We start from the raw sequence: 19,701 nt of genomic DNA, 5'->3' as shown, positions 1-19,701 counted from the left end.
TCATTCAAATCTGAATAGTAATCCAATCTAGCAGCTTTTTCACATTTTCAAAAGTTTTATTTGCTATTGAAGACCTATTTGTATCCGGTTCTTCTTAATCGTGTATGGATCTTTTCTACCATCTATCAAAAAATGATAAAAATCAGTTATTTATCTGAGTTGTTTTTCTGCTATTTTTTTGGGAATCACGTCTCCAGCGCATATCTTCGCAATAGTTTATAATTAATCTAAATAAAGGAAAGTGAATATACGCAGTGTAGCAGACCTAACCCCGGGAGAAAGTGGCATAATCAACGGATTTATGGACGATGCGCTTTCCTTAAAACTTTTGGAAATGGGTTGTCTGCCCGGTCAGCCTATCAAGTTTAATTTTGCAGCTCCTTTTGGCGATCCTATTTGCGTGAGTGTTGCAGGGTATAATCTTTCGTTGCGTCTGGACGAAGCGATTACTATTTCTATTCAATAAATGTCGAAACGCGATATCCCAAAAGTTGCATTAGTTGGGAATCCCAATTCTGGCAAATCTTCCCTTTTCAATCATCTCACCGGTCTCAATCAAAGGATAGGCAATTTTCCTGGTGTTACTGTAGATAAGAAAACCGGCTACTGTTCACTCAATGGAGAGACAAAAGCTGAGATCATCGATCTGCCTGGTACATATAGTATTTATCCTAATTCTACAGACGAAAAAATTGTATACGATATTCTGGGTGACAAAACTAACCCGCTTCATCCGGATGTTGTAGTAGTAATTGTCGATGCTTCAAATTTTAAGCGGAACCTATTACTGTTTACCCAGATCCATGATCTGAACATTCCAACGGTTCTGGCATTGAACATGATGGATATTGTAGAAAAGACAGGCCTGGCAATAGATGAAAAGAAGTTGTCGCAGGAGCTGGGCGTTCCGGTGATTCCTATGAAAGCGCGTAAAGGTAAAGGAATAGACCTGCTGAAAAAGACATTGGTCGAGATATGCCCCGCCAACTATGAGCCCATATTCAAGGCACATGATCATGCCCCCGAAGCAATAGATAAAGTAAAAGAAGCCTTTTCTATTAAAGATGATTATGTAGCCTACCAAATGTTGCAGCAATACCGCATCAACCAGGCACTAACTGAAAATGAGAGAAACCTGCTGGCCGATATTTCTGAAAAGTATAGTTTCAACCGTGACGAGCTCAGACGTAAGGAGACACTTGAACGATATGCTGCCATCAACTATTTTATTGACGGTGCGGTGAAAGAAAATTTCACTCAATTACCTAAAAGATGGACTCAGAAATTGGATAGCATTTTTACCCATAAAATATGGGGTTATTTTATTTTCTTTTTGATCCTGTTTCTCATCTTCCAATCCATTTTTGCATGGGCCACAATACCCATGGATTTCATAGACCTTACTTTTTCTGAACTTAGCTCATTTTTAAAATCAACATTGCCGGAGGGCGCCCTTTCGGACCTGCTGACCGAAGGTATCATTCCTGGCATAGGTGGCATAGTCATTTTCATTCCGCAGATTGCCATTTTGTTTGCATTTATCGCTATTCTCGAAGAAACCGGCTACATGTCGAGAGTAGTTTTTCTCATGGACAAGATCATGAGGAAGTTTGGTCTAAACGGCAAGAGTGTTGTCCCATTAATTTCCGGTGTCGCTTGTGCTATTCCAGCTATTATGGCTACCCGGACCATTGAAAACTGGAAAGAAAGGCTGATCACGATTTTCGTCACTCCGCTGATGAGTTGTTCCGCACGCTTGCCTGTTTACACCATTCTCATAGCACTGATCATTCCCGATAAAACCATTTTCGGTATTTTTAATCTACAGGGTTTAGCGCTCATGGGCATGTATCTCCTGGGGTTTGCCGCTGCAATTATCTCTGCGCTAATCATGAGGTTTATTTTGAAAACCAAAGAAAGAAGTTTTTTTGTGATGGAGCTTCCTACATACAAGGCCCCACGCTGGAAAAATGTGGGCATGACTATGTATGAGAAATCCAAAACCTTCGTACTGGAGGCGGGTAAGATCATTCTGGCTATTTCAATTGTACTTTGGGTATTGGCTTCTTACGGGCCCGGGGACCAAATTGAAAATGCCGAAGCCTACGTGCAGGCAGAATACAGTACAGTACAATTAACTCAGGAGGAAATCGAAAATAAAATAGAATCATATAAACTGGAGCATTCCTATGCCGGGATATTCGGAAAGGCCATCGAACCGGTGATCCGGCCTTTAGGCTACGACTGGAAAATAGGCATTGCACTGATCACTTCATTTGCGGCAAGAGAAGTTTTTGTTGGTACCATGGCCACTATCTACAGCATTGGTAATGTGGATGATGAGAGTACCATCAAAAATCGAATGAAAAATGAGATCAACCCCGAAACAGGCAAAGTGCGTTATGACTTTGCCACAGGATTATCATTGTTGGTATTCTATGCTTTTGCGATGCAGTGTATGAGCACTATGGCAGTAGTTTATCGTGAAACCAAGGGTTGGAAATGGCCGCTGGCTCAGCTCGTGTACATGACCGGGCTGGCTTATGTCTCCGCGCTGATCATATATCAATCACTTTCGTAAAAAACTTTCCGTTTGATGTAAGTACACTGCCGTATGTGATACTATCATCAGAGTTGACCGTTTTTTAGACAAATATCATTGTTTAGAACCGGTAACAGCCCTTGAATAATATATATTTGTTCACAACAAAACCAAAAAATGAACTTGACGCCCGAAGCAATTTTTAAACAAAGAAAAGAGCGATTTGATCAAAGTTACAATTCACTGAACCAGAAGTACAATGGTATTGCGGCCACGCGTATTGCAATTTTTGTTATTTCGATAGTCCTGGTCGTTTTGTTTGCGAACTACCGGCTAGGGTATGCCATAGGCATCACAGCAGTTGCTTTTCCTGTCATCTTCGGATTGGTAGTGAGGCATCACAATCGCATAACTGCCAAGCGAGATGTGGCATTGGCTTCTGCATTGATCAATGACCAGGAAATACAAAGGCTCACCGGCAACTTCAACGGCTTGAGTGAGGGTGAGGAATTTAGAGATAAAAAGCACCCTTACCTATCTGACCTTGACGTATTTGGAAAAAATTCGCTATACCAGTTGGTAAACAGAAGTGTAACCCCCAGTGGCAGAGCGACTGTGGCGCATTGGCTTCAACAACCTGCCACAACACAAGAAACCAGGGCAAGGCAGGAAGCAGTTAATGAGCTCAGGCCCCAGGTGGACTGGCGTCAGGAGTTTCAGGCTTCGGGCATGCAAAAATCCGATGACCACCATGTAGAGCTGCTCCTTTCCTGGATAAATGAGCCTAATCGGGTGCTGGATAAAAAAATTTATCAAGTAGCCGCCGTTGTACTCCCGGTAGTAAGCATTGCTCTTTTGCTGCTTAATATTTTTGCCGGGATAAGCTTCTATTTCTTTGTTGGAATGTTAGCCATCAATGGGCTGGTGTTGAAAAAATTTGCTGACTACGTAGAGAACATTACAGAAAAGACCTTCACCGGAATCAAAACACTCCAGTCGTATGGAAGGATGATCAAAAAAATTGAAATGGCTGATTTTTCGTGTACAAAACTTCGTACACTTCAAAGCGTTTTTGCGCATGATAATGTCAGCGCTTCCGATTCGATCCTGAAATTACAGAGAATACTTGACTACTTGCAGGCTCGCAGCAATCTGTTTTATCTCTTTTTTAATTTTGCTTTGCTTTTTGATCTGCAGTTGGTCATCCGTGCAGAGAAATGGAAAGCCCGACAAAAAGGAGATGTCAGCCTGTGGTTCGATCACATCGGTCAACTAGAGGCTATCAACAGCCTTTCCGGTTTGGCGTTTGCTAACCCTGAGTATTGCATTCCTGAAATCTGCGATGATCCCTATTATTTTCAGGCAACAGATCTGGGCCATCCTCTTATCCACATTTCAGAGCGTGTTGTCAATGACTTTACGATGGAGGGAAAAGGCACTATTAATATTATTACCGGTTCAAACATGTCGGGCAAGAGTACATTTTTGCGCACCATTGGTGTTAATACTATACTGGCTTCAACTGGCGGACCGGTTTGTGCTGGCTCCATGAAGGTTTCCAGAATGCAGGTATTTACCAGCATGCGCACTGAGGACAATCTTGAGGAACACGTTTCTTCTTTTTATGCTGAGCTGCGTAGGATCAGAATGCTTCTGGACATGCTCGAAGAAAAAAAGCTGCCTGTTTTGTTTATGCTTGATGAGATACTGAAGGGCACGAATTCCAAAGATAGACATGCCGGGGCTGCTGCTTTGATCAGACAGGTGTCGTCAACTGAATCCATGGGTTTTGTTTCTACCCACGATCTTGAACTCGGCCAATTAGCTAACGAACTTCTTAATGTGAAGAATTATAGCTTTAACAGTGAAGTAAAAGATGATCAGATCATTTTTAATTATCAGTTGGAAGAAGGCATTTGCCACAGCTTTAATGCCAGCAAGCTCATGGAGAATATCGGGATAAATATGAAGCGGTAGTAGATTCGGGCAAAGGCTGGAAACAAAAGTCAGGCAAGGAATTACCTGACTTTACAGAAAGCTAAAGATGCTTTGTCAAATTAACAACCTGGTTCGCCTTGCAAAGTTGCACCCGCCATACATTTTTCAGGTACACACGATTCTTCTCCACAACTACAAGAAGCAGGACCGCAGCTTCCTGCTAAACTTCCACCCGCCTTTAAGGTAAGGCTTTCATTGGGGTTAAAAGAGGTAACGAAGCTTTGTACGTTCAGGTCCTTTAGGTTTAATCGAGATTTTTTCATGATTGTTGGTTTTTTGTTTAGAATATTATTGAATGGTATTCAATATAATAAAAAAAACTCAGTAGCGCTGTGACTGAAGCTGAGCCTTGCGCCAGTAAGTATCTCCGGTATCTCTTTTAAGTGAAATTTTCCAGGCAGATATTAGTCACTGGGTTTTTTAAATTGAAAAAATCACGCTGACACTTTTTCATAGATCTTATCAATCTCATGCTGGTAGTGTTGCTTAATAACCTTTCTCTTTAGACTAAGCTTCGGGGTAATCTCTCCTTTGTCGATCGTCCATGGCTGCGATAGCAGCCGGAATTTTTTAATTTTTTCGTATTGAGCAAAACTTTCATTCATTGTTTCCAGCTCCGACTCGTATTTTTTAATTACCTCCGGATGTTCAATCATCTGTTCATTGGTTGTATAGTGGAGACGATGCCTATGACAATAATCTTTCAACTTTTCAAAGTTTGGTACTATCAGTGCTCCCGGAAATTTCTCTCCTTCACCTACTACCATAACCTGGTCAATGATCATTGACTCTACAAACTTGTTTTCCAAAGGCTGCGGGGCTATGTACTTTCCTCCTGATGTTTTGAACATCTCCTTCTTACGGTCCGTGATCTTTAGAAATGTACCATCGACCATCTCACCGATGTCACCTGTATGAAACCAATCACCCGTCATAACTTCTGCCGTTGCTTCCTGACGTTTGTAATAACCCATCATCACATTATCACCTTTCACCAGGATCTCACCATCTTCAGCAATTTTTACCTGCACCCCGTCCAGTAAAGGACCTACCGTCCCTATTTTAACCGCGTCAAGCCTGCTAAAACTCACGCCTGGTGATGTCTCCGTCAGACCGTAGGCTTCAAGTACTTTTATTTTTGCCGCCCAGAAAATATGCCCTAGTCTCGGCTGCAATGCAGCTCCTCCGGAAACTATAAATTCTATGTTATTACCCAGCGCCTCTCGCCACTTGCTGAATATAAGCTTGTTGGCCAAACTAAGTTGGAGATTATACCATGCTCCTTGATTTTTATCCATATCATATTTTTTGGCAAGCTCCAGCGCCCAAAAAAACAGAGATTTCTTCAAGCCTTTTAATTCGTAACCTTTGGTTACAATTTTTTCATAGACCTTTTCCAACACACGAGGTACCGTTGCAAAAAAGTGTGGTTTAATTTCCCTGATATTATCACCTATCGTCTCCATGCTTTCCGCATAGTAAATAGACACTCCCATTTGCATATAGGTATATAGTGCTGTGCGTTCGAAAATATGGCACAAGGGCAAAAAGCTGATCGTTCTATGCTCAGGACCACCCATGGCGAATGCCTTATGAACCGATCTGGAATTGGAAAGGATGTTTTTATGGGACAACATCACTCCCTTCGGATTACCCGTGGTTCCGGAAGTGTAGATAATAGTGGCCAGATCTTCATAATTAATCTGTCCTTTCAGGCCTTCTATTTCAGACAGGTCATTTTCTGTAACCGGTTTTAGTGCCTCTTGCCAAAAAGGGGTTCCTTCAATTTTGTCAAACGTATATAGGGCTACAATATCTGTAAGCTGTTCGTTGGCTCTTCTAATTTTGTGAGCTATCTCTGCATCTCCGGCAAAAGCGATCTTCACCTCGGCATCGTTCATGATGAAAGCATAATCTTCTGCAGTAGAGTTAGGATACATCGGAATATTTATGGCCCCTATTTGCTGAATGGCATAATCTGCAAAAACCCATTCCGGTCTGTTAAAAGAAGCAAGCGCAATCTTGTCTCCCTTTTTTACACCCAGTGCCAATAACCCGGTAGATAATTGATTGACAACTTCAACTACTTCGGCGGTTGCATATTTTTTCCATTGTCCTCTCACTTTGCAAGCGAGAGCATCCTGTTTAGGAAAGTGAGTTAATTGATATTGAAGAATATCGAATAGTCTGGTGATCTCCATACTGCTTTTTGGTAAATGGAGATTAAATTACGCAATTATTACCAGTAATTATAGCTCATTATTGATGAATTGTTGATCTAGCTCATTATGGTCTCCTCGCAATTGCCGGAATCTTTTTCTGGCCTCCGCCACATACACACTTCCTGGGTATTTTGTGAGCAATTCTCGATATATCTCCATGGCTTTTTCCTTGTTGTCAAGTTGCCTGTCGTATATTGAACCTATCATAAAATAGGCATCATCACTTAAAATATCATAGTCGTATTCATTAACAATTTTTTCAAGCAGTGCGATGGCATTCTCAAAATGGCCTAGCTTCTTTTCTATATCAGCTTCAAGCCATAGCAGTTCATCTGACAGGCTATGTCCCTGGTATTTTGCTCTCATTTGCTGTATTTCATGCAAGGCTTTGTCTATTTTATTTTGAAAAAGCAACAGCTCAATAGCTGCGTACTTTTTCATCGCAGTTTCTGTACTGTCAAAGGCAATGTTGTCTTTGATCAACAAGCCTAAGGCCATGGCATCATTGGCAATTTCACGGGTAGTCGCCTGTTTCAGGATGTCAAGGTGCTCCTGTGCCAATTGAAAATCACCTTTAAAGTACGACAGTTTTGCATTTCGCAATTTTGCCTCATATCCCAGGAGATCTTCTTTGTGTGACTTTTCTACCTGTGAATAGAGCAAAGTAGATTCCCATGGTTCTTCTGTTAAAATATAAATATCGCCCAGGTCTAGTTTCGACTTTGCTTTAATATCCGGATTCGCGCGGGGAGTATCTATTATTTTTTTCAATATTTGAATTGCAGAATCCTTCTCATCAAGATAAAATGCATGCAGCAAAGCCTTATTTCTCAAAGCCTCCAATGTGTTTCTGGAAATACCTAATTCATTGATAAAGTTGTTGTAGTCATTAACCAAATTTCTGATCTCCCGCTCATCAACGGGATAAGTATTTTTCACACGTTTTTCATAAGAACGTATCAAATACATTTTGGCCAGGCCATAATTGTAACTGCTGGGATATTCCTTGATAATATAGCTAAAAATATTGATGGCATTATCATAGTCATTATTCTCCAGTGCTATCAAACCAATGTGTATACTCCTGCTACCTTCAGTTTTCAGACGCTTGTCGATAGCACGTGCCTGCACAAAGGCACCATAAAAATTTTTTTGTTGCAAATTAACCCAGATGAGTAGCTCACTATATATTTCACTATTCGGCTCATTTTGAATTTTATCATACAAAAGCGCCTCCAGGCTTTGGAGTTCCTCCGGTTTCACCAATAGGCTCTGTAAAGTATTTTTTACATAATTAAGATTTGAGGGATTTTGACTAACGTAATTGAGATACTCCCGAACCATCAGATCCTTTTCGTTCATGATCCTGTAAATGTTGGCCATTTCCAACGAATAAGCATATGGATTATTAATAGCATCACGGGCATTCCGAAAAGTTTGTATAGCCAACGGGGTCAGTTGTTTAGTTACAAAATAATCAGCCGTAATACGGGTTCTGTAGTTGTCATGCTTTACTTCATTTATTATTTCAGCAAAGTATTTTTGTGCTTTGCCTTCCTGACCACTGTTTTTATACAATACACCAAGGTCCAGGTGGTAATAGAGATTATTCGGAAATCTTTTAATCAGCCGTTTTATATATTTCTCTGCTTCATTATGCTCGTTAAGCTCCATGAGCAAAAAAAAGTAGTTATTGTGGATAAGTGGAATATTATCCATGTTCCGCGCAAGATCATCGTATAGTTTTTTTGCTTTTTCATATTCTCCTTGCGAATAGTATTCATTGGCGAGCTGAACATCCTCTTTATTTTGAGCTATCAAAAAGGTTGTCGTTATGAATATAAAAAATAAGGAAGTAAAAAAATTTTTCATTTCAGCTTTATTAACATCCATCCACACACCTAATATTATATAATATAATTATATATAAAAGTTATTATTATATTTAACATGTGGATACGTGGATAAATTCTTCAGTTTTAATTTGCTTATATTAATTGTGGATGAAAGGTTATCTATTAAAGAATTTATCCACAATCAGTAACCTTTTAATTCATTGAAAATTAGGTAATTATGAATTGTCCACAGTCGTTATTATGGATTGTGGAAAAACAATTTACTTATTTTTATCTGTGGATTGCCACAGGTATAAAACGTATTTGTTGATAGAAATCAACAGTATGTTTATGCATGGAACTATTTGCTAAAGTTAAGCACATTTGAGCCTGCGTAATCCACATATTGTAATCATAGTTATCCACATCAAAATGAAATAACATGCGGACCCACTTCCCAGTTTGCACGTAGTGTAACGGTCTGGTTGCCTTCGCTGTTTTCATAAAAGATGACCGGCTCAGGTTCTTTATTTGCCTTAATATTGCCAATGTCCCATTTGCCATTATTGTCGCTGTCTATGAGAACACGGATCCGGTATTCTCCAGGTTCAATATTTTTGAATTCAAAAGCCTTGCCATTAATATTTTCGGCTACGACTGTATTCTTGCTTAGAAGTTGTACGATATAATTTGTTACTTCTGTTTGTATTTCTACGAGAATAACTCCTAACTGGTTGGGTTGTACAAAGCTTAGGTCCTTACTAAAAATTTTACTGGTGTCAGACTCAGCGCTGATGAATGCGCCTTGTCCCATGTATAAATGTGGTGGGACTGACACAGTTGGAGACCTGGTGGTGTCTGTTTTAGTGTCTGGGGATGACTCTTCTGGAGTTGTGATTTTTCCCACGCCCTGCGGCTTTTGAAATTGTGATGGTACTGATTGATTCTCTGTTTTTGTCACAAACAGATCGGGACTGATAGCCTGATTTATACTAAGGATATCTCCTGTGGTGTTCCACGTGGAATTTTCCTGTGTCATAAAAATCACATTGGCTGAATCAAGATAAATATATAAACTGTCGGGGTTTACGGAGCGAACCGGTTTATTGAATTTTATCTCCGCTTTTATGACAGGCGTTTTGGTGACGATGCGCTTCAGATCAGTTGATGTTGTAAAACTTACAGGACTTCGCTGGGTGGGCTCGAATTTAGCGTATAGTGTATCTACGGCTACTGTTTCAATTGAATCTGACGCTTGTATATAAAACAATATACTATCTTGGTAGTCAATGGGTTTGAATAGTTGTATAGATGTATGGGTGTCATCCGCGAAGTTGTTGTAGGTTAATGTCGTGGTATCTGGTAATATCAGTTTATAGTCAGTTACGTACTTATTGTATTTAATATTGAATGTTGTGCCTGATTGACGGGCATTTTGCAACGTAAACTCACGTACATCAAGAAAGTGTATGGGAATATCGATATTGGTAACGCTTGTATCCAGTTGTATGGGTTCTGCCAGGAAGCCGTGTTTTTCTGTTTTGCTGTCTAGCGTTAAGTTTTTGTTTTTGTCGCTCACAGCGTATATGTTGTAAATTCCATTCTTAAGATTTTCAAACAGATAGGAGCCATCTGCATATGTTTTTGTGAGGTATACAGGTGGGCTATTAAAAATGTCTAAGGTGTCGTTGGCTTTATAGAGTGCAACCATAACATCGCTTGCAGGGCTGCCAGACAGTAGATTTTTTACTTTGCCTGAGATCGAGAGGGAATCCAGAAAGTGACCTGTACTAAAGGCGAGCCTTAATGTATCGGCAGCATTTCCTTCTGTAAGGTCTTTAATACCCTCGCGAAAGTTGATTGAGTAGGTTGTACTGTCCTCCAGGGGTTTATCAAATTGAATGATCACTTTATTCTTGCGATATTTTATCTGGTATTCTTGCGTAGGTCTGGGTGTGATAATAAATTGTTCCTTGGCATTGTCTGTTCTTACCAGTTCATCGAATTCTAATACTATTTCATCGCCTTTGAAATTGAGTTGACCTTGTTTCGGAACAGATGTCATGAGTTGTGGCGGTGTTTCATCTTTAGGGCCACCTGTTGGCGCCACCTGGTTAGCGCAGGAATATAATAGAGCCAGAACAAAACAAGCGATTATACACGGAATACGATACATCTATTATTTAGTAATTATATATATTAAACTTGAATAATTTTTATTGTTTTTTTTAGCGTATATATTTGATTTCCAGCCGGTTATAAATGAATTCACATACTTTTTTAGCCCCGGTCGTTTGTATCCCTCGCTGAGCATACTCACATAGTAAGCGTCCAATTTCATAGGTACTATTTCTCTTACTTTTAATTGATGCTTGGCCATCAGTCGCAACATAGCATCCTGATCAAAGTGATATAGATGTCTGGGAACGTCATATCCAGCCCAGTATTCTTTATAATGTTGGGCATCGAACGATCTGTAGTTGGGAACTGCTACAATGATAGTTCCATTATTATCCAGTAGGTCGTAGAGTTTTGTAAGATATGAAGTGAGGTCCGAAACATGCTCCAGTACGTGCCATAGTGTTATTATGTCAAAGGTCGTTTCTAACTTGAACAGGGTATTAGTTATTTGGATACCTGTTTTATCAGAGGCTATTGCTCTTGCCGTAGGGTCCGGTTCTACCCCCATTGCTTGCCATCCTTCTTTTTGGCAGGCTTTAAGGAAATGGCCGGTGCCACAGCCTACATCGAGTACCTTGCCTGTAGTTGTTAGTCTTTTTAATAAACGTATTTTTGATTTGATGGTAAAATGACGGGCGATTTTGTAAATTAAATTGATAGGATTCGTGGACTTATTTTGATGCGAAATGTAGTTTTCTGATTGGTAATAGCTCGAAATTGTCTCTGCGGTGGGACGAGGATTGGTCAGTAGAAGGTGACACTGGTCGCATTGAGTGATAGTGAATTTTTCATGAGATACGGTGAAATCTTCACAAACAATATAATCATTAAAATGCCCGCCATTACATAGCGGGCAGTTATCTACTTTCTCCAACATATCATTTACTTAGGTAGACCATTAGAATGGATATATCTGATGGAGATACGCCACTTATTCTTGAGGCCTGCCCTATTGTTTGAGGTTTTATCTTTTTTAATTTTTCTCTTCCTTCTGCGGAAAGCGCCTTTACTTCATCGTAGTTGAAGTCATTTCTTATTTTTTTGTCCTCCAACTGTTCCATTTTTTCAGCAAGCTGTTTTTCCTTTTCTATATAGCTATCGTATTTCACTTGTATTTCGGCCTGTTCCAATACGTGTTGACTATACTTGTTCAGGTAATCCTTAAGATCGTCATTCAACAGTTTTATTTGTTGTATGTTTAGTTCCGGGCGTTTCAACAAACCTAGAACCGGTACTTTTTGACGAATGGAAGCAGAATTCATGTGGGTAAGGCTCTCGTTGGCATATTCCGGAGCTATCCTTTTTTGATTTAGATCGTTGATGAGTCTGGCTACGTCATTCTTTTTGTCCAGCATATTTTGTAACCTTTCATCTGAGGCGAGTCCCAGAGCATGACCTTTTTCTGTAAGACGTAGATCAGCGTTATCCTGTCGCAATAAAATTCTAAACTCTGCACGGGATGTAAACATCCGATAGGGCTCCTTAGTGCCCTTGTTAATTAGGTCGTCAATAAGAACGCCTATATACGCTTCAGATCTTTTTAGCACGAATGGTTCCTTTTCGGTGATCTTATTATGTGCATTTATTCCGGCGATCAGTCCCTGGCAAGCGGCTTCTTCATATCCTGTGGTGCCATTGATTTGTCCTGCAAAGTACAGGTTTTCAATTAGTTTGGTCTCAAGGGTAAGACTAAGCTGTGTGGGTGGAAAGAAATCATATTCTATAGCATATCCAGGTCTGAACATTTTGGCTTTTTCAAAACCCGGAATTAACGTAAGTGCTTTATACTGAATGTCTTCCGGTAAGGATGTTGAAAATCCGTTAACATAAATTTCTACAGTGTTCCAGCCTTCTGGCTCGACAAATATCTGATGTCTATCACGTTCCGCAAAGCGATTAATCTTGTCTTCGATAGAAGGACAGTACCTGGGTCCTATGCCCTGTATTCGTCCATTAAACATTGGTGATTTGTCAAACCCCGTTTGTAGAGTATCGTGAACGGCACTATTGGTATAGGTGATATAGCAGCTCCGTTGCTCGAGGAGCGGTTGTGTAGTATTGCTAAAGGAGAATTTTTCAGGTTCGTCATCACCTTTTTGCTCCTCCATTTTACTATAGTCTAAGGAGCGACCGTCTACCCTTGGAGGTGTTCCTGTTTTCATGCGCCCGGCTTCAAACCCTAATTGGACTAACTGCTCCGTTATTCCTTTGGCGGCCCTTTCTCCTGTACGCCCACCTCCAAATTGTTTTTCACCGATATGAATAATGCCATTAAGAAAGGTACCATTCGTGAGAACGACTGCTTTGGCCTTTATTTCCAGTCCTAAACTCGTTTTTATGCCCGTTACTTTATTACCAACGACTGTTATACCGGTAACCATTTCTTGCCAAAAATCCACATTTGGCGTGTTTTCTAATGCTATTCGCCACTCTTCAGCGAATCTCATGCGGTCATTTTGAGTACGTGGACTCCACATGGCGGGCCCCTTAGACTTGTTAAGCATGCGAAACTGGATCATTGATTTGTCAGAAATAATACCCGACATTCCCCCCAGCGCATCTATTTCACGCACAATTTGACCTTTAGCTACCCCCCCCATTGCAGGGTTGCACGACATTTGCGCAATGGTGTTCATATTCATGGTGGCTAAAAGCACTTTTGAGCCCATCATCGCCGCAGCATGTGCAGCCTCACATCCGGCATGCCCAGCTCCTACTACTATAACATCATACTCCTGAAACATAATATTTTTTAAATGGTGTTCCACGTGGAACACCTGATAATTGCAATAGTTCTTTTCCGTAGATGTTCCACGTGGAACACTTGTATATTTTTTATTGGCGCAAAGATAAGCAAGCCTCTTCTTTTTTACGCATCTGCGTTTTTTCATTCTCGGTTTTATCCCCGTATCCTATCAGGTGTAAAACGCCATGGATCATTACACGGTGTAACTCCTCTTCAAAAGGCAGGTTCAGATTTGAAGCGTTATCCTTTACTCTGTCAATACTGATAAAGATGTCTCCTTCTATTTGTTCTGCCGCTTCAGAGTTGTCGAATGTAATGATATCTGTAAATGTGTTGTGATCCAGATGCTCTACATTCATTTTATAGAGATACTCATCGGAGCAAAAAATATAGTTCAATTCTTTTAACCTACATTTTTCGGCCTTTATCACTTGTTTGACCCAACTGGCAATGGCTCGTTTATTTGCTAAGTCAAACTCAATTTCTTCTTGAAAGAAGTTGATAGAGGTCATTAATTAATATAGAAATTGAGTTCTACCACTTTACCCTCCTCTTTGAATACTACTTCATCAGATAGGTGCTTCATCAGGAATATGCCCCGACCGCCAGGTTTTTCCAGGTTTTCAGGAGAAGTGGGGTCAGGCAGGTTTTTAAAGTCAAAACCCTTGCCTTCATCGCGTACGATAAACTTGATAAGACTATCCTGAAGAGATAGAGATAATGCCACATTTTTTGCCTTGTCATGTTGGTTTCCGTGTTTTATGGCATTATTGACGGCTTCTGTTACCGCGATCATAATATTGCCATAGATGTCATCGTCCAATTGGAATTTTTCTTTGGCGTTATCAATAAAACTTTCGATCATTCGGATGTTCTCGGAAAGAGAAGGGATCTGAATTTTGATAGTATTCATTCTGATTTAATTATTAGGTTCTTTGCCTAGCCTTTTAAAATAGTCGTTTACTTCTTGCTTATAATATGGGTACAGCTTTGGCGGTACCGTTTTTAATAGTTCAATTTCTTTTTCTTTCATTTTGAAATACTCTTCAAAGGCTTTCGGCAGGGCCTTTTCATAGTCTTTGGCTGTCTCTCCTTTTCGCTCTTCGTCCAGTTCTCGCTCACGCATAGCATTCTCTGCTTCCAGAAGCCGGGTGAGTATTTCTTTTTGTCTTTTGATAGTTTGCTCCGTGATTTGCTTGTTTACCAAATCAATCTCCGTTTCTTCCATTTTTTCTGGAATACCATCTCCTGGCTTATTTCCATTGTCACCCGGCCCCATTTTTTCTTGCATTTCCTGCAAAGCCTGTCTTATCCTTTCCTGTTCCGCTGCTAATTTAGCCAACTCTTCTGAAAGTTGCCGCCCTGATTTTCCACTCTTCTTGAGGTTGTCAATCTTTTCATTTAGCTGTTGTTGCAATTCACTTAGTGAAGGCATCTTATCTTTGCCTTTTCCTTTCTGTGGTTTACCCATTGCCTCGCTCATGGCATTTTGCATCTGCTGCAATACATCGTCCAGCAATAGGGCTAAGTTATTCATGGAGGTCATGGCAAACTGCTGTTCCGAGGTAGCAATTGGCTTCTTTCGCTCTTTAATGGCTTCAACGCTTTTCTCCATATGATCATTCATATCCGCCACTTCGCGAGTTACAAATGATTCGATTTGGAATACACGCTTAGCAAGTGCCAGCAGACTGTCTTCTACTATTTGAGCATCATCCTGTAGTTTGAGTTGGAACTGTCCTAATTCAACAAATCGAGGATCGCTCTGGTTGACTTCGGAAAATTCTGTCATGAGCTTTTCCTGATCGAAGGAAAGCTTGAGAAGGTTGTGTACAATGTCTCGCAAATCGTCAAGGTTTTCCTGCATCATGGTCATTTCCATACTGCTCTGCATTTGCTGTAGCTTATCAGACATCTTTTGCATCTGTTGCTTAGCCTTCTGTTGAGACTCTTTCGCCTTTTTGCGCTTGTTATTTTCTAAAGATTCTTTGGATTCCTGTTGCTCTTGTTCGATTGCTTTTTCCTCTTCCCCGGTGTTTGGAAGAGATTCCGGATTTTTAAGCTCCTGGTTGAGTTCTTTAAGAGCACCCATGTCTTCTTTGAATTCTTTAAACTTTTCTTGTAATTGATCTTGCCTTTCAATCAGATCTTCTTTTTCCCTATTTTTATCAGAGGTTTCTTCAATAAGCTCTTCTTGTTTTTCTATCTGCTTATTGAGTTCATCGATGGCCTCATTGAGCTTATAGTCGAATTTCATACGTTTGAATAACTCCAGCGTGCGTTCCAGTTCCTTCTCCAGATTGTTCTCCTTGTTATTGAGGCGTTTCAAAGCATCCTGAATTTCTTCAACATCACTTTTTTCTTCCAGAAGCTTTTTTAGTTCTTCATATAATTTCTTCGTTTCTTCATCGAGAAGTTCATCCATTAGCTTTTGTAGTTGCTCAACTTTTTCTTTCATCCGCTCGTCCTGTTTAGAGAATCGTTCACGTTTTAGTTCGTTGCTACGGTTTTGTTCCTTCAGTTCTTCTATGGCTTTGTTTAACTCCTCCCTTTTCTTAATGATATCTTTCATCAGATTTTCATCCTGCCAGTTCAGGTCTTTTTTCCCTTTTAGCTTCTTTTCTGCCTTTTCGAGCTTTTCACGAAGTTCTTTTGCCTCTTCAACAGTTTTGTCTATATTTTTTTCTGTTTCATTAGTAGTTTTCTCAATATCTTTCTTTACCTCTTGCCTGGAGGGTATTTTGAAAACGTAGGTACCCGTTTTGGAGGTCTTGCTACCATTTACTCCGTCATTATCCCAAACTTGCAGGTAATATCTGATGCTGCTTCCCTGGGTCAGTTCCAGGGAGTCTAAATACCATTGATAATAATAGCGCTGGCTGCTTTGGCGACTGGCAATAGGGATGTTAATGGAGGTGTACTCGGATTGTTTGTGTTGTCCAACAATCTGATAATACAACTTGAGTTGCCGTAGCCCATAGTCATCAGAAATATTGCCGCCAAGGGCTATAAAGGAATAAAGTGTCGTGTCCTGATACACATTGAGATCGATCTGAGGATATTGATCGGGAATTACATCTATTTTATACAGTATCTTTTCTTTGTTTTCGCTGTATTCATTTTTTAAATTGATACCATAAATTTGCGACTCTTTGAATGTATCTTCATATTCAAAGAGTTGATTATCAACAGCTTTCAAATTAATCTCCTTTCCGGCATTCTGAAATTCGATGGATACTTCATCAGATTGTAAAGTGTTCAGTTGCCATTTTACAGAAGTGCCTTCCGGTATCTGCAAATTGCCTACGTTGTTCAGGCGTTCGTTTTTTTTACCCAAATAAGCTGGGTAGTCCAGGTATACATTGAAATTTCGCAAGTTTGGTCGATTAACGACCTTAATCGTGTTTAATGAAGAGAAAAATCCTGCTGCTTCAAACTTGAACGCTTTATCGTCCTGTATTTTCTTGAAAGTATAGGTGAACTCACCAGCGGATAACTTAGCCATTTTAATCTTGCGATCATTGGTAATGAGGTATACATTTTCAGGAATAGCACTTCCTGTTAAACTCAGATTTAACGTGAAGTCCTCATTTTTAAATGCCAGTAGCTCGTTGTTCTTTAGCACAAAATTGAAAGGAGCCTGAGGGACGAACTCATTGTTGAATTGAAGAATTCTGGTTGAGCTGGTAGTCAGAAATGAAGGGCTAAGTAATAGCACCCCCAGAATAATTGCCAAAGGGATAATTACATACTTTAGATACCGTTTGTTTTGTCTGATATCTACAGCATCCGGGAAGTAATAGTCTTTAATGCTTGCCGCTTTTTGGCTAATACTTGCCTGGACCAGGCTTCCCTGATATTTTCTCAACTGTATGATATTCAGCAGCTTATCTCCAATTTCTGGAAAAACAGCACCAATATGCAAAGCCGCCTGTTCCTCAGTAATACCCCTCCGGGCATTCAACATCTGATAGAGTGGTTGAAAAACATATTTGGCAAGAGCCCACAGGGCAACAGCTACAAATAAAAAGAGAAGACTTGCCCTTACCCAACTGCCAAACCGAAACGAATATTCAAGCGTATTGATCACCAAAAAAATGGACATAGTCAGCCCGAGAGAAATTATTAACCCGCGCAGAGTCAGGTTGAAATAATATTTTCTCCTGTAAGATTTCAGTTGAGACTGAATGTGCTGCTCATTATCTGTCATATGCCACTTGCTCCTTCCACGTAAAACTTTATACGCATTTAAAATAGCCAGAGTTTGCTGTAAACAGCAGAAGCTTATCTAAATAGTGTTCTCTAAGCAAACGTCAATGTCCGCGTTACGCTCGTTCAAAAATGCTCTTCCCCAACAACTGTACGGCACTACGGCTTTTGGAACTTCATCTCGCTTTTTAGCGCGAACGTTTTCTTAAAGCCACTTAGAATTTTTCTTACAAACACTAAATATAAAGCTTTATCACCATTTCAAACCAAAATCAATCGTTATAGTTCATTTCTAAACCTACTTCCTTTTCAAAATATTCGATCACATGCATTTTTAGCAGTTTTTCTTGTTCCAACAGGTCAAAATGAGGAAGCTTTTTTACCAATTTCCAATGGGGCCATCCCTGTTCATCCAGTCCCTCAAGTTGATAGAATCCTGATAAGCTGAGTACTTTGCAAATAGCTATATGCATAAGATCCTGCTTTTCTTCCTTTCCAAACACTTTTTTACCTTTTCCCAGCTCCTGAACACCTATAAGAAATAGTACGCTATTCAAATCTTTTGGTCGTTTGCCAACTATTCTCTCCAATTTTGCCAGGAGAGTGTTCCATGCTCGTTCGAGTTCAAGGTCTTTTTTAATCATTGACTGGTTTGTTCCAATTCTTCCCAATATTCTACAGCCCTTCGCAAATGAGGTATTACAATAGTACCTCCAACTAAATTCGCCACGGCAAACGCTTCAAACATTTGTTCACCATTAAAGCCTAATTCATGACATTTCCCTAAATGATATTTTACACAATCGTCACACCTAAGTACCATTGAGGCCACGAGGCCCAAAAGTTCTTTGGTTTTAGTATCCAGAGCTCCTTCAGCATAAGTATTGGTATCGAGGTTAAAAAGCCGTTTGATTACCTTATTGTCTGAAGCGAGGATTTTTTCATTCATCCTGCTCCTGTATTCATTAAATTCTTCTACTTTATTCATTAAATTAAGCCTTTGAAATAGGTGCAAATATATCGAATATTCAATCAATGCTCAGCGATTTCATTTCATTGTTCTTTCCCAGATATTGTATGGCGTGTGGAAACAGCCTGGTAAAGGGTGAAGAGGTTATCTGCCTGAAGTGTGATTATGAAATGCCGAGAACAGAAAGTCACGAGGATGCCCAGAATTTTGTTGCAATAAAGTTCTATGGTAAAGTAAGGCTTACTGATGCTGTTGCCTGTTACAAGTTTTCAAAACATGGAAAAGTTCAGAAGCTTCTTCATAGACTTAAATATGATGGAAAACCTTCTATCGGGGAGTTTATCGGCCGTAAGTATGGCATCGAGCTGCGAGACAATGGTTTTTCCGAATGTTATGATCTTATTGTTCCTGTCCCTCTGCACAAAATTAAGCTGAGGCGGAGGAAGTATAACCAAAGTGCGGTATTTGCAGACGGCCTGAGCCAGTCCCTGGGTCTTCCATTTTCGGACAGACATTTGGTTCGAACTATTAAAACATCTACTCAAACGAGGAAATCAAGATTTGAGCGTTGGAGAAATGTTGAGAGTATCTTTGAAATTAATTATCCGGAAGTATTAAAAGAAAAAAGGATTTTGTTGGTTGACGATGTAATCACTACCGGTTCTACAATTGAATCCTGTGCAAACGCTCTTTTATCTGCAGGCTGTAGATCTGTGGGTGTTGCTGCTATTGCCGCGGCTAAATAATGTGAGTTCGATATAAAATGCTTAAAAAAAGGGGCAGTTATCCTGCCTGTCCCGAACTTGCCTAACTTGCCTCGGGGAGGCAGCCAACAACTTTTTAGTTGATTTTGAGGATAATGACAGTTACCTGAACAGTCTTGAGGAAATGGCGTTAAGAATTTCAACGCCACAGGTACACTTTATAAATCACACTGTTTGAGCCCCAACTAGCGCGGAGTGTGCTGTGAGTGAAGCAAAGGCTTCACGTAACTGCAA

At 40.0% G+C, this 19,701-nt stretch carries 15 protein-coding genes; 4 read left to right on the top strand and 11 right to left on the bottom strand.

From position 1 onward, the window contains the following. Positions 1 to 241: 241 nt before the first annotated feature. From C900_RS14820 to C900_RS14810, 3 genes are all read left to right on the top strand, one after another. Positions 242 to 466, top strand: coding sequence for a FeoA family protein (locus C900_RS14820; RefSeq protein ID WP_009580816.1), 225 nt, complete (start codon positions 242 to 244; stop codon positions 464 to 466). Next, on the top strand, positions 467 to 2,581 hold the full coding sequence (gene feoB, locus C900_RS14815; RefSeq protein ID WP_009580815.1) for a ferrous iron transport protein B: 2,115 nt from the start codon (positions 467 to 469) through the stop codon (positions 2,579 to 2,581). A gap of 138 nt (positions 2,582 to 2,719) precedes the next feature. Continuing rightward, entirely contained in the window at positions 2,720 to 4,519 is a 1,800-nt protein-coding gene (locus C900_RS14810; protein WP_009580814.1) for a MutS-related protein, read from the top strand. Positions 4,520 to 4,599: 80 nt separating this feature from the next. Here C900_RS14810 and C900_RS29920 read toward each other — a convergent pair whose 3' ends face one another. The 11 genes from C900_RS29920 to C900_RS14760 form a co-directional block, all read right to left on the bottom strand. Continuing rightward, positions 4,600 to 4,803, bottom strand: coding sequence for a pinensin family lanthipeptide (locus C900_RS29920; protein WP_009580813.1), 204 nt, complete (start codon positions 4,801 to 4,803; stop codon positions 4,600 to 4,602). A 171-nt stretch (positions 4,804 to 4,974) separates the two neighbouring features. Beyond that, entirely contained in the window at positions 4,975 to 6,741 is a 1,767-nt protein-coding gene (locus tag C900_RS14805) for an AMP-dependent synthetase/ligase (protein WP_009580812.1), read from the bottom strand. Between the two features lie 48 nt (positions 6,742 to 6,789). Next, the gene (locus C900_RS14800) at positions 6,790 to 8,634 is read right to left on the bottom strand and encodes a tetratricopeptide repeat protein (RefSeq protein ID WP_185113973.1); all 1,845 of its coding nucleotides are present in this window, start codon (positions 8,632 to 8,634) and stop codon (positions 6,790 to 6,792) included. 390 nt (positions 8,635 to 9,024) lie between these two features. Then, positions 9,025 to 10,773: an Ig-like domain-containing domain gene (locus C900_RS14795; RefSeq protein WP_009580810.1), complete on the bottom strand. Its 1,749-nt coding sequence runs from the start codon at positions 10,771 to 10,773 to the stop codon at positions 9,025 to 9,027. A gap of 3 nt (positions 10,774 to 10,776) precedes the next feature. Then, a complete protein-coding gene (locus C900_RS14790) occupies positions 10,777 to 11,655 on the bottom strand; it encodes a class I SAM-dependent methyltransferase (protein WP_009580809.1) in 879 nt (292 codons plus the stop codon). Position 11,656: 1 nt separating this feature from the next. Beyond that, positions 11,657 to 13,522 (bottom strand): tRNA uridine-5-carboxymethylaminomethyl(34) synthesis enzyme MnmG, encoded by a 1,866-nt coding sequence (gene mnmG, locus C900_RS14785; RefSeq protein WP_009580808.1) that lies wholly within the window; start codon positions 13,520 to 13,522, stop codon positions 11,657 to 11,659. Between the two features lie 91 nt (positions 13,523 to 13,613). Next, positions 13,614 to 14,036: an rRNA maturation RNase YbeY gene (ybeY, locus tag C900_RS14780; protein ID WP_009580807.1), complete on the bottom strand. Its 423-nt coding sequence runs from the start codon at positions 14,034 to 14,036 to the stop codon at positions 13,614 to 13,616. Beyond that, the gene (locus C900_RS14775; protein WP_009580806.1) at positions 14,036 to 14,437 is read right to left on the bottom strand and encodes an ATP-binding protein; all 402 of its coding nucleotides are present in this window, start codon (positions 14,435 to 14,437) and stop codon (positions 14,036 to 14,038) included. The genes ybeY and C900_RS14775 overlap by 1 nt, the downstream gene beginning before the upstream one ends. Before the next feature lie 6 nt (positions 14,438 to 14,443). After that, the gene (locus C900_RS14770) at positions 14,444 to 17,734 is read right to left on the bottom strand and encodes a coiled-coil domain-containing protein (protein ID WP_040496862.1); all 3,291 of its coding nucleotides are present in this window, start codon (positions 17,732 to 17,734) and stop codon (positions 14,444 to 14,446) included. 271 nt (positions 17,735 to 18,005) lie between these two features. Continuing rightward, positions 18,006 to 18,377 (bottom strand): hypothetical protein, encoded by a 372-nt coding sequence (locus tag C900_RS14765; protein ID WP_009580803.1) that lies wholly within the window; start codon positions 18,375 to 18,377, stop codon positions 18,006 to 18,008. Continuing rightward, positions 18,374 to 18,721, bottom strand: a complete 348-nt coding sequence (locus tag C900_RS14760; protein ID WP_009580802.1) for a carboxymuconolactone decarboxylase family protein — start codon at positions 18,719 to 18,721, stop codon at positions 18,374 to 18,376. Before C900_RS14760 ends, C900_RS14765 begins: the two co-directional genes overlap by 4 nt. 89 nt (positions 18,722 to 18,810) lie before the next feature. On the opposite strand from C900_RS14760, the gene C900_RS14755 reads away from it, so the two are divergent. Further along, positions 18,811 to 19,449: a ComF family protein gene (locus tag C900_RS14755; protein WP_245558441.1), complete on the top strand. Its 639-nt coding sequence runs from the start codon at positions 18,811 to 18,813 to the stop codon at positions 19,447 to 19,449. Positions 19,450 to 19,701 lie beyond the last annotated feature (252 nt).

The organism is Fulvivirga imtechensis AK7 (genome assembly GCF_000331535.1).
Taxonomy (GTDB): Bacteria; Bacteroidota; Bacteroidia; order Cytophagales; family Cyclobacteriaceae; genus Fulvivirga; species Fulvivirga imtechensis.
The sequence above is the reverse complement of the archived record's forward strand: the minus strand, read 5'-3'. Positions and strand labels throughout refer to the sequence as shown.

Coding starts and splice junctions, on each gene's coding strand:
- feoB (WP_009580815.1), top strand. CDS start 467: ATGTCGAAACGCGATATCCCAAAAGTTGCATTAGTTGGGAATCCCAAT.
- C900_RS14810 (WP_009580814.1), top strand. CDS start 2,720: ATGAACTTGACGCCCGAAGCAATTTTTAAACAAAGAAAAGAGCGATTT.
- C900_RS29920 (WP_009580813.1), bottom strand. CDS start 4,803: ATGAAAAAATCTCGATTAAACCTAAAGGACCTGAACGTACAAAGCTTC.
- C900_RS14805 (WP_009580812.1), bottom strand. CDS start 6,741: ATGGAGATCACCAGACTATTCGATATTCTTCAATATCAATTAACTCAC.
- C900_RS14800 (WP_185113973.1), bottom strand. CDS start 8,634: ATGAAAAATTTTTTTACTTCCTTATTTTTTATATTCATAACGACAACC.
- C900_RS14795 (WP_009580810.1), bottom strand. CDS start 10,773: ATGTATCGTATTCCGTGTATAATCGCTTGTTTTGTTCTGGCTCTATTA.
- C900_RS14790 (WP_009580809.1), bottom strand. CDS start 11,655: ATGTTGGAGAAAGTAGATAACTGCCCGCTATGTAATGGCGGGCATTTT.
- mnmG (WP_009580808.1), bottom strand. CDS start 13,522: ATGTTTCAGGAGTATGATGTTATAGTAGTAGGAGCTGGGCATGCCGGA.
- ybeY (WP_009580807.1), bottom strand. CDS start 14,036: ATGACCTCTATCAACTTCTTTCAAGAAGAAATTGAGTTTGACTTAGCA.
- C900_RS14775 (WP_009580806.1), bottom strand. CDS start 14,437: ATGAATACTATCAAAATTCAGATCCCTTCTCTTTCCGAGAACATCCGA.
- C900_RS14770 (WP_040496862.1), bottom strand. CDS start 17,734: ATGACAGATAATGAGCAGCACATTCAGTCTCAACTGAAATCTTACAGG.
- C900_RS14765 (WP_009580803.1), bottom strand. CDS start 18,377: ATGATTAAAAAAGACCTTGAACTCGAACGAGCATGGAACACTCTCCTG.
- C900_RS14760 (WP_009580802.1), bottom strand. CDS start 18,721: ATGAATAAAGTAGAAGAATTTAATGAATACAGGAGCAGGATGAATGAA.
- C900_RS14755 (WP_245558441.1), top strand. CDS start 18,811: ATGGCGTGTGGAAACAGCCTGGTAAAGGGTGAAGAGGTTATCTGCCTG.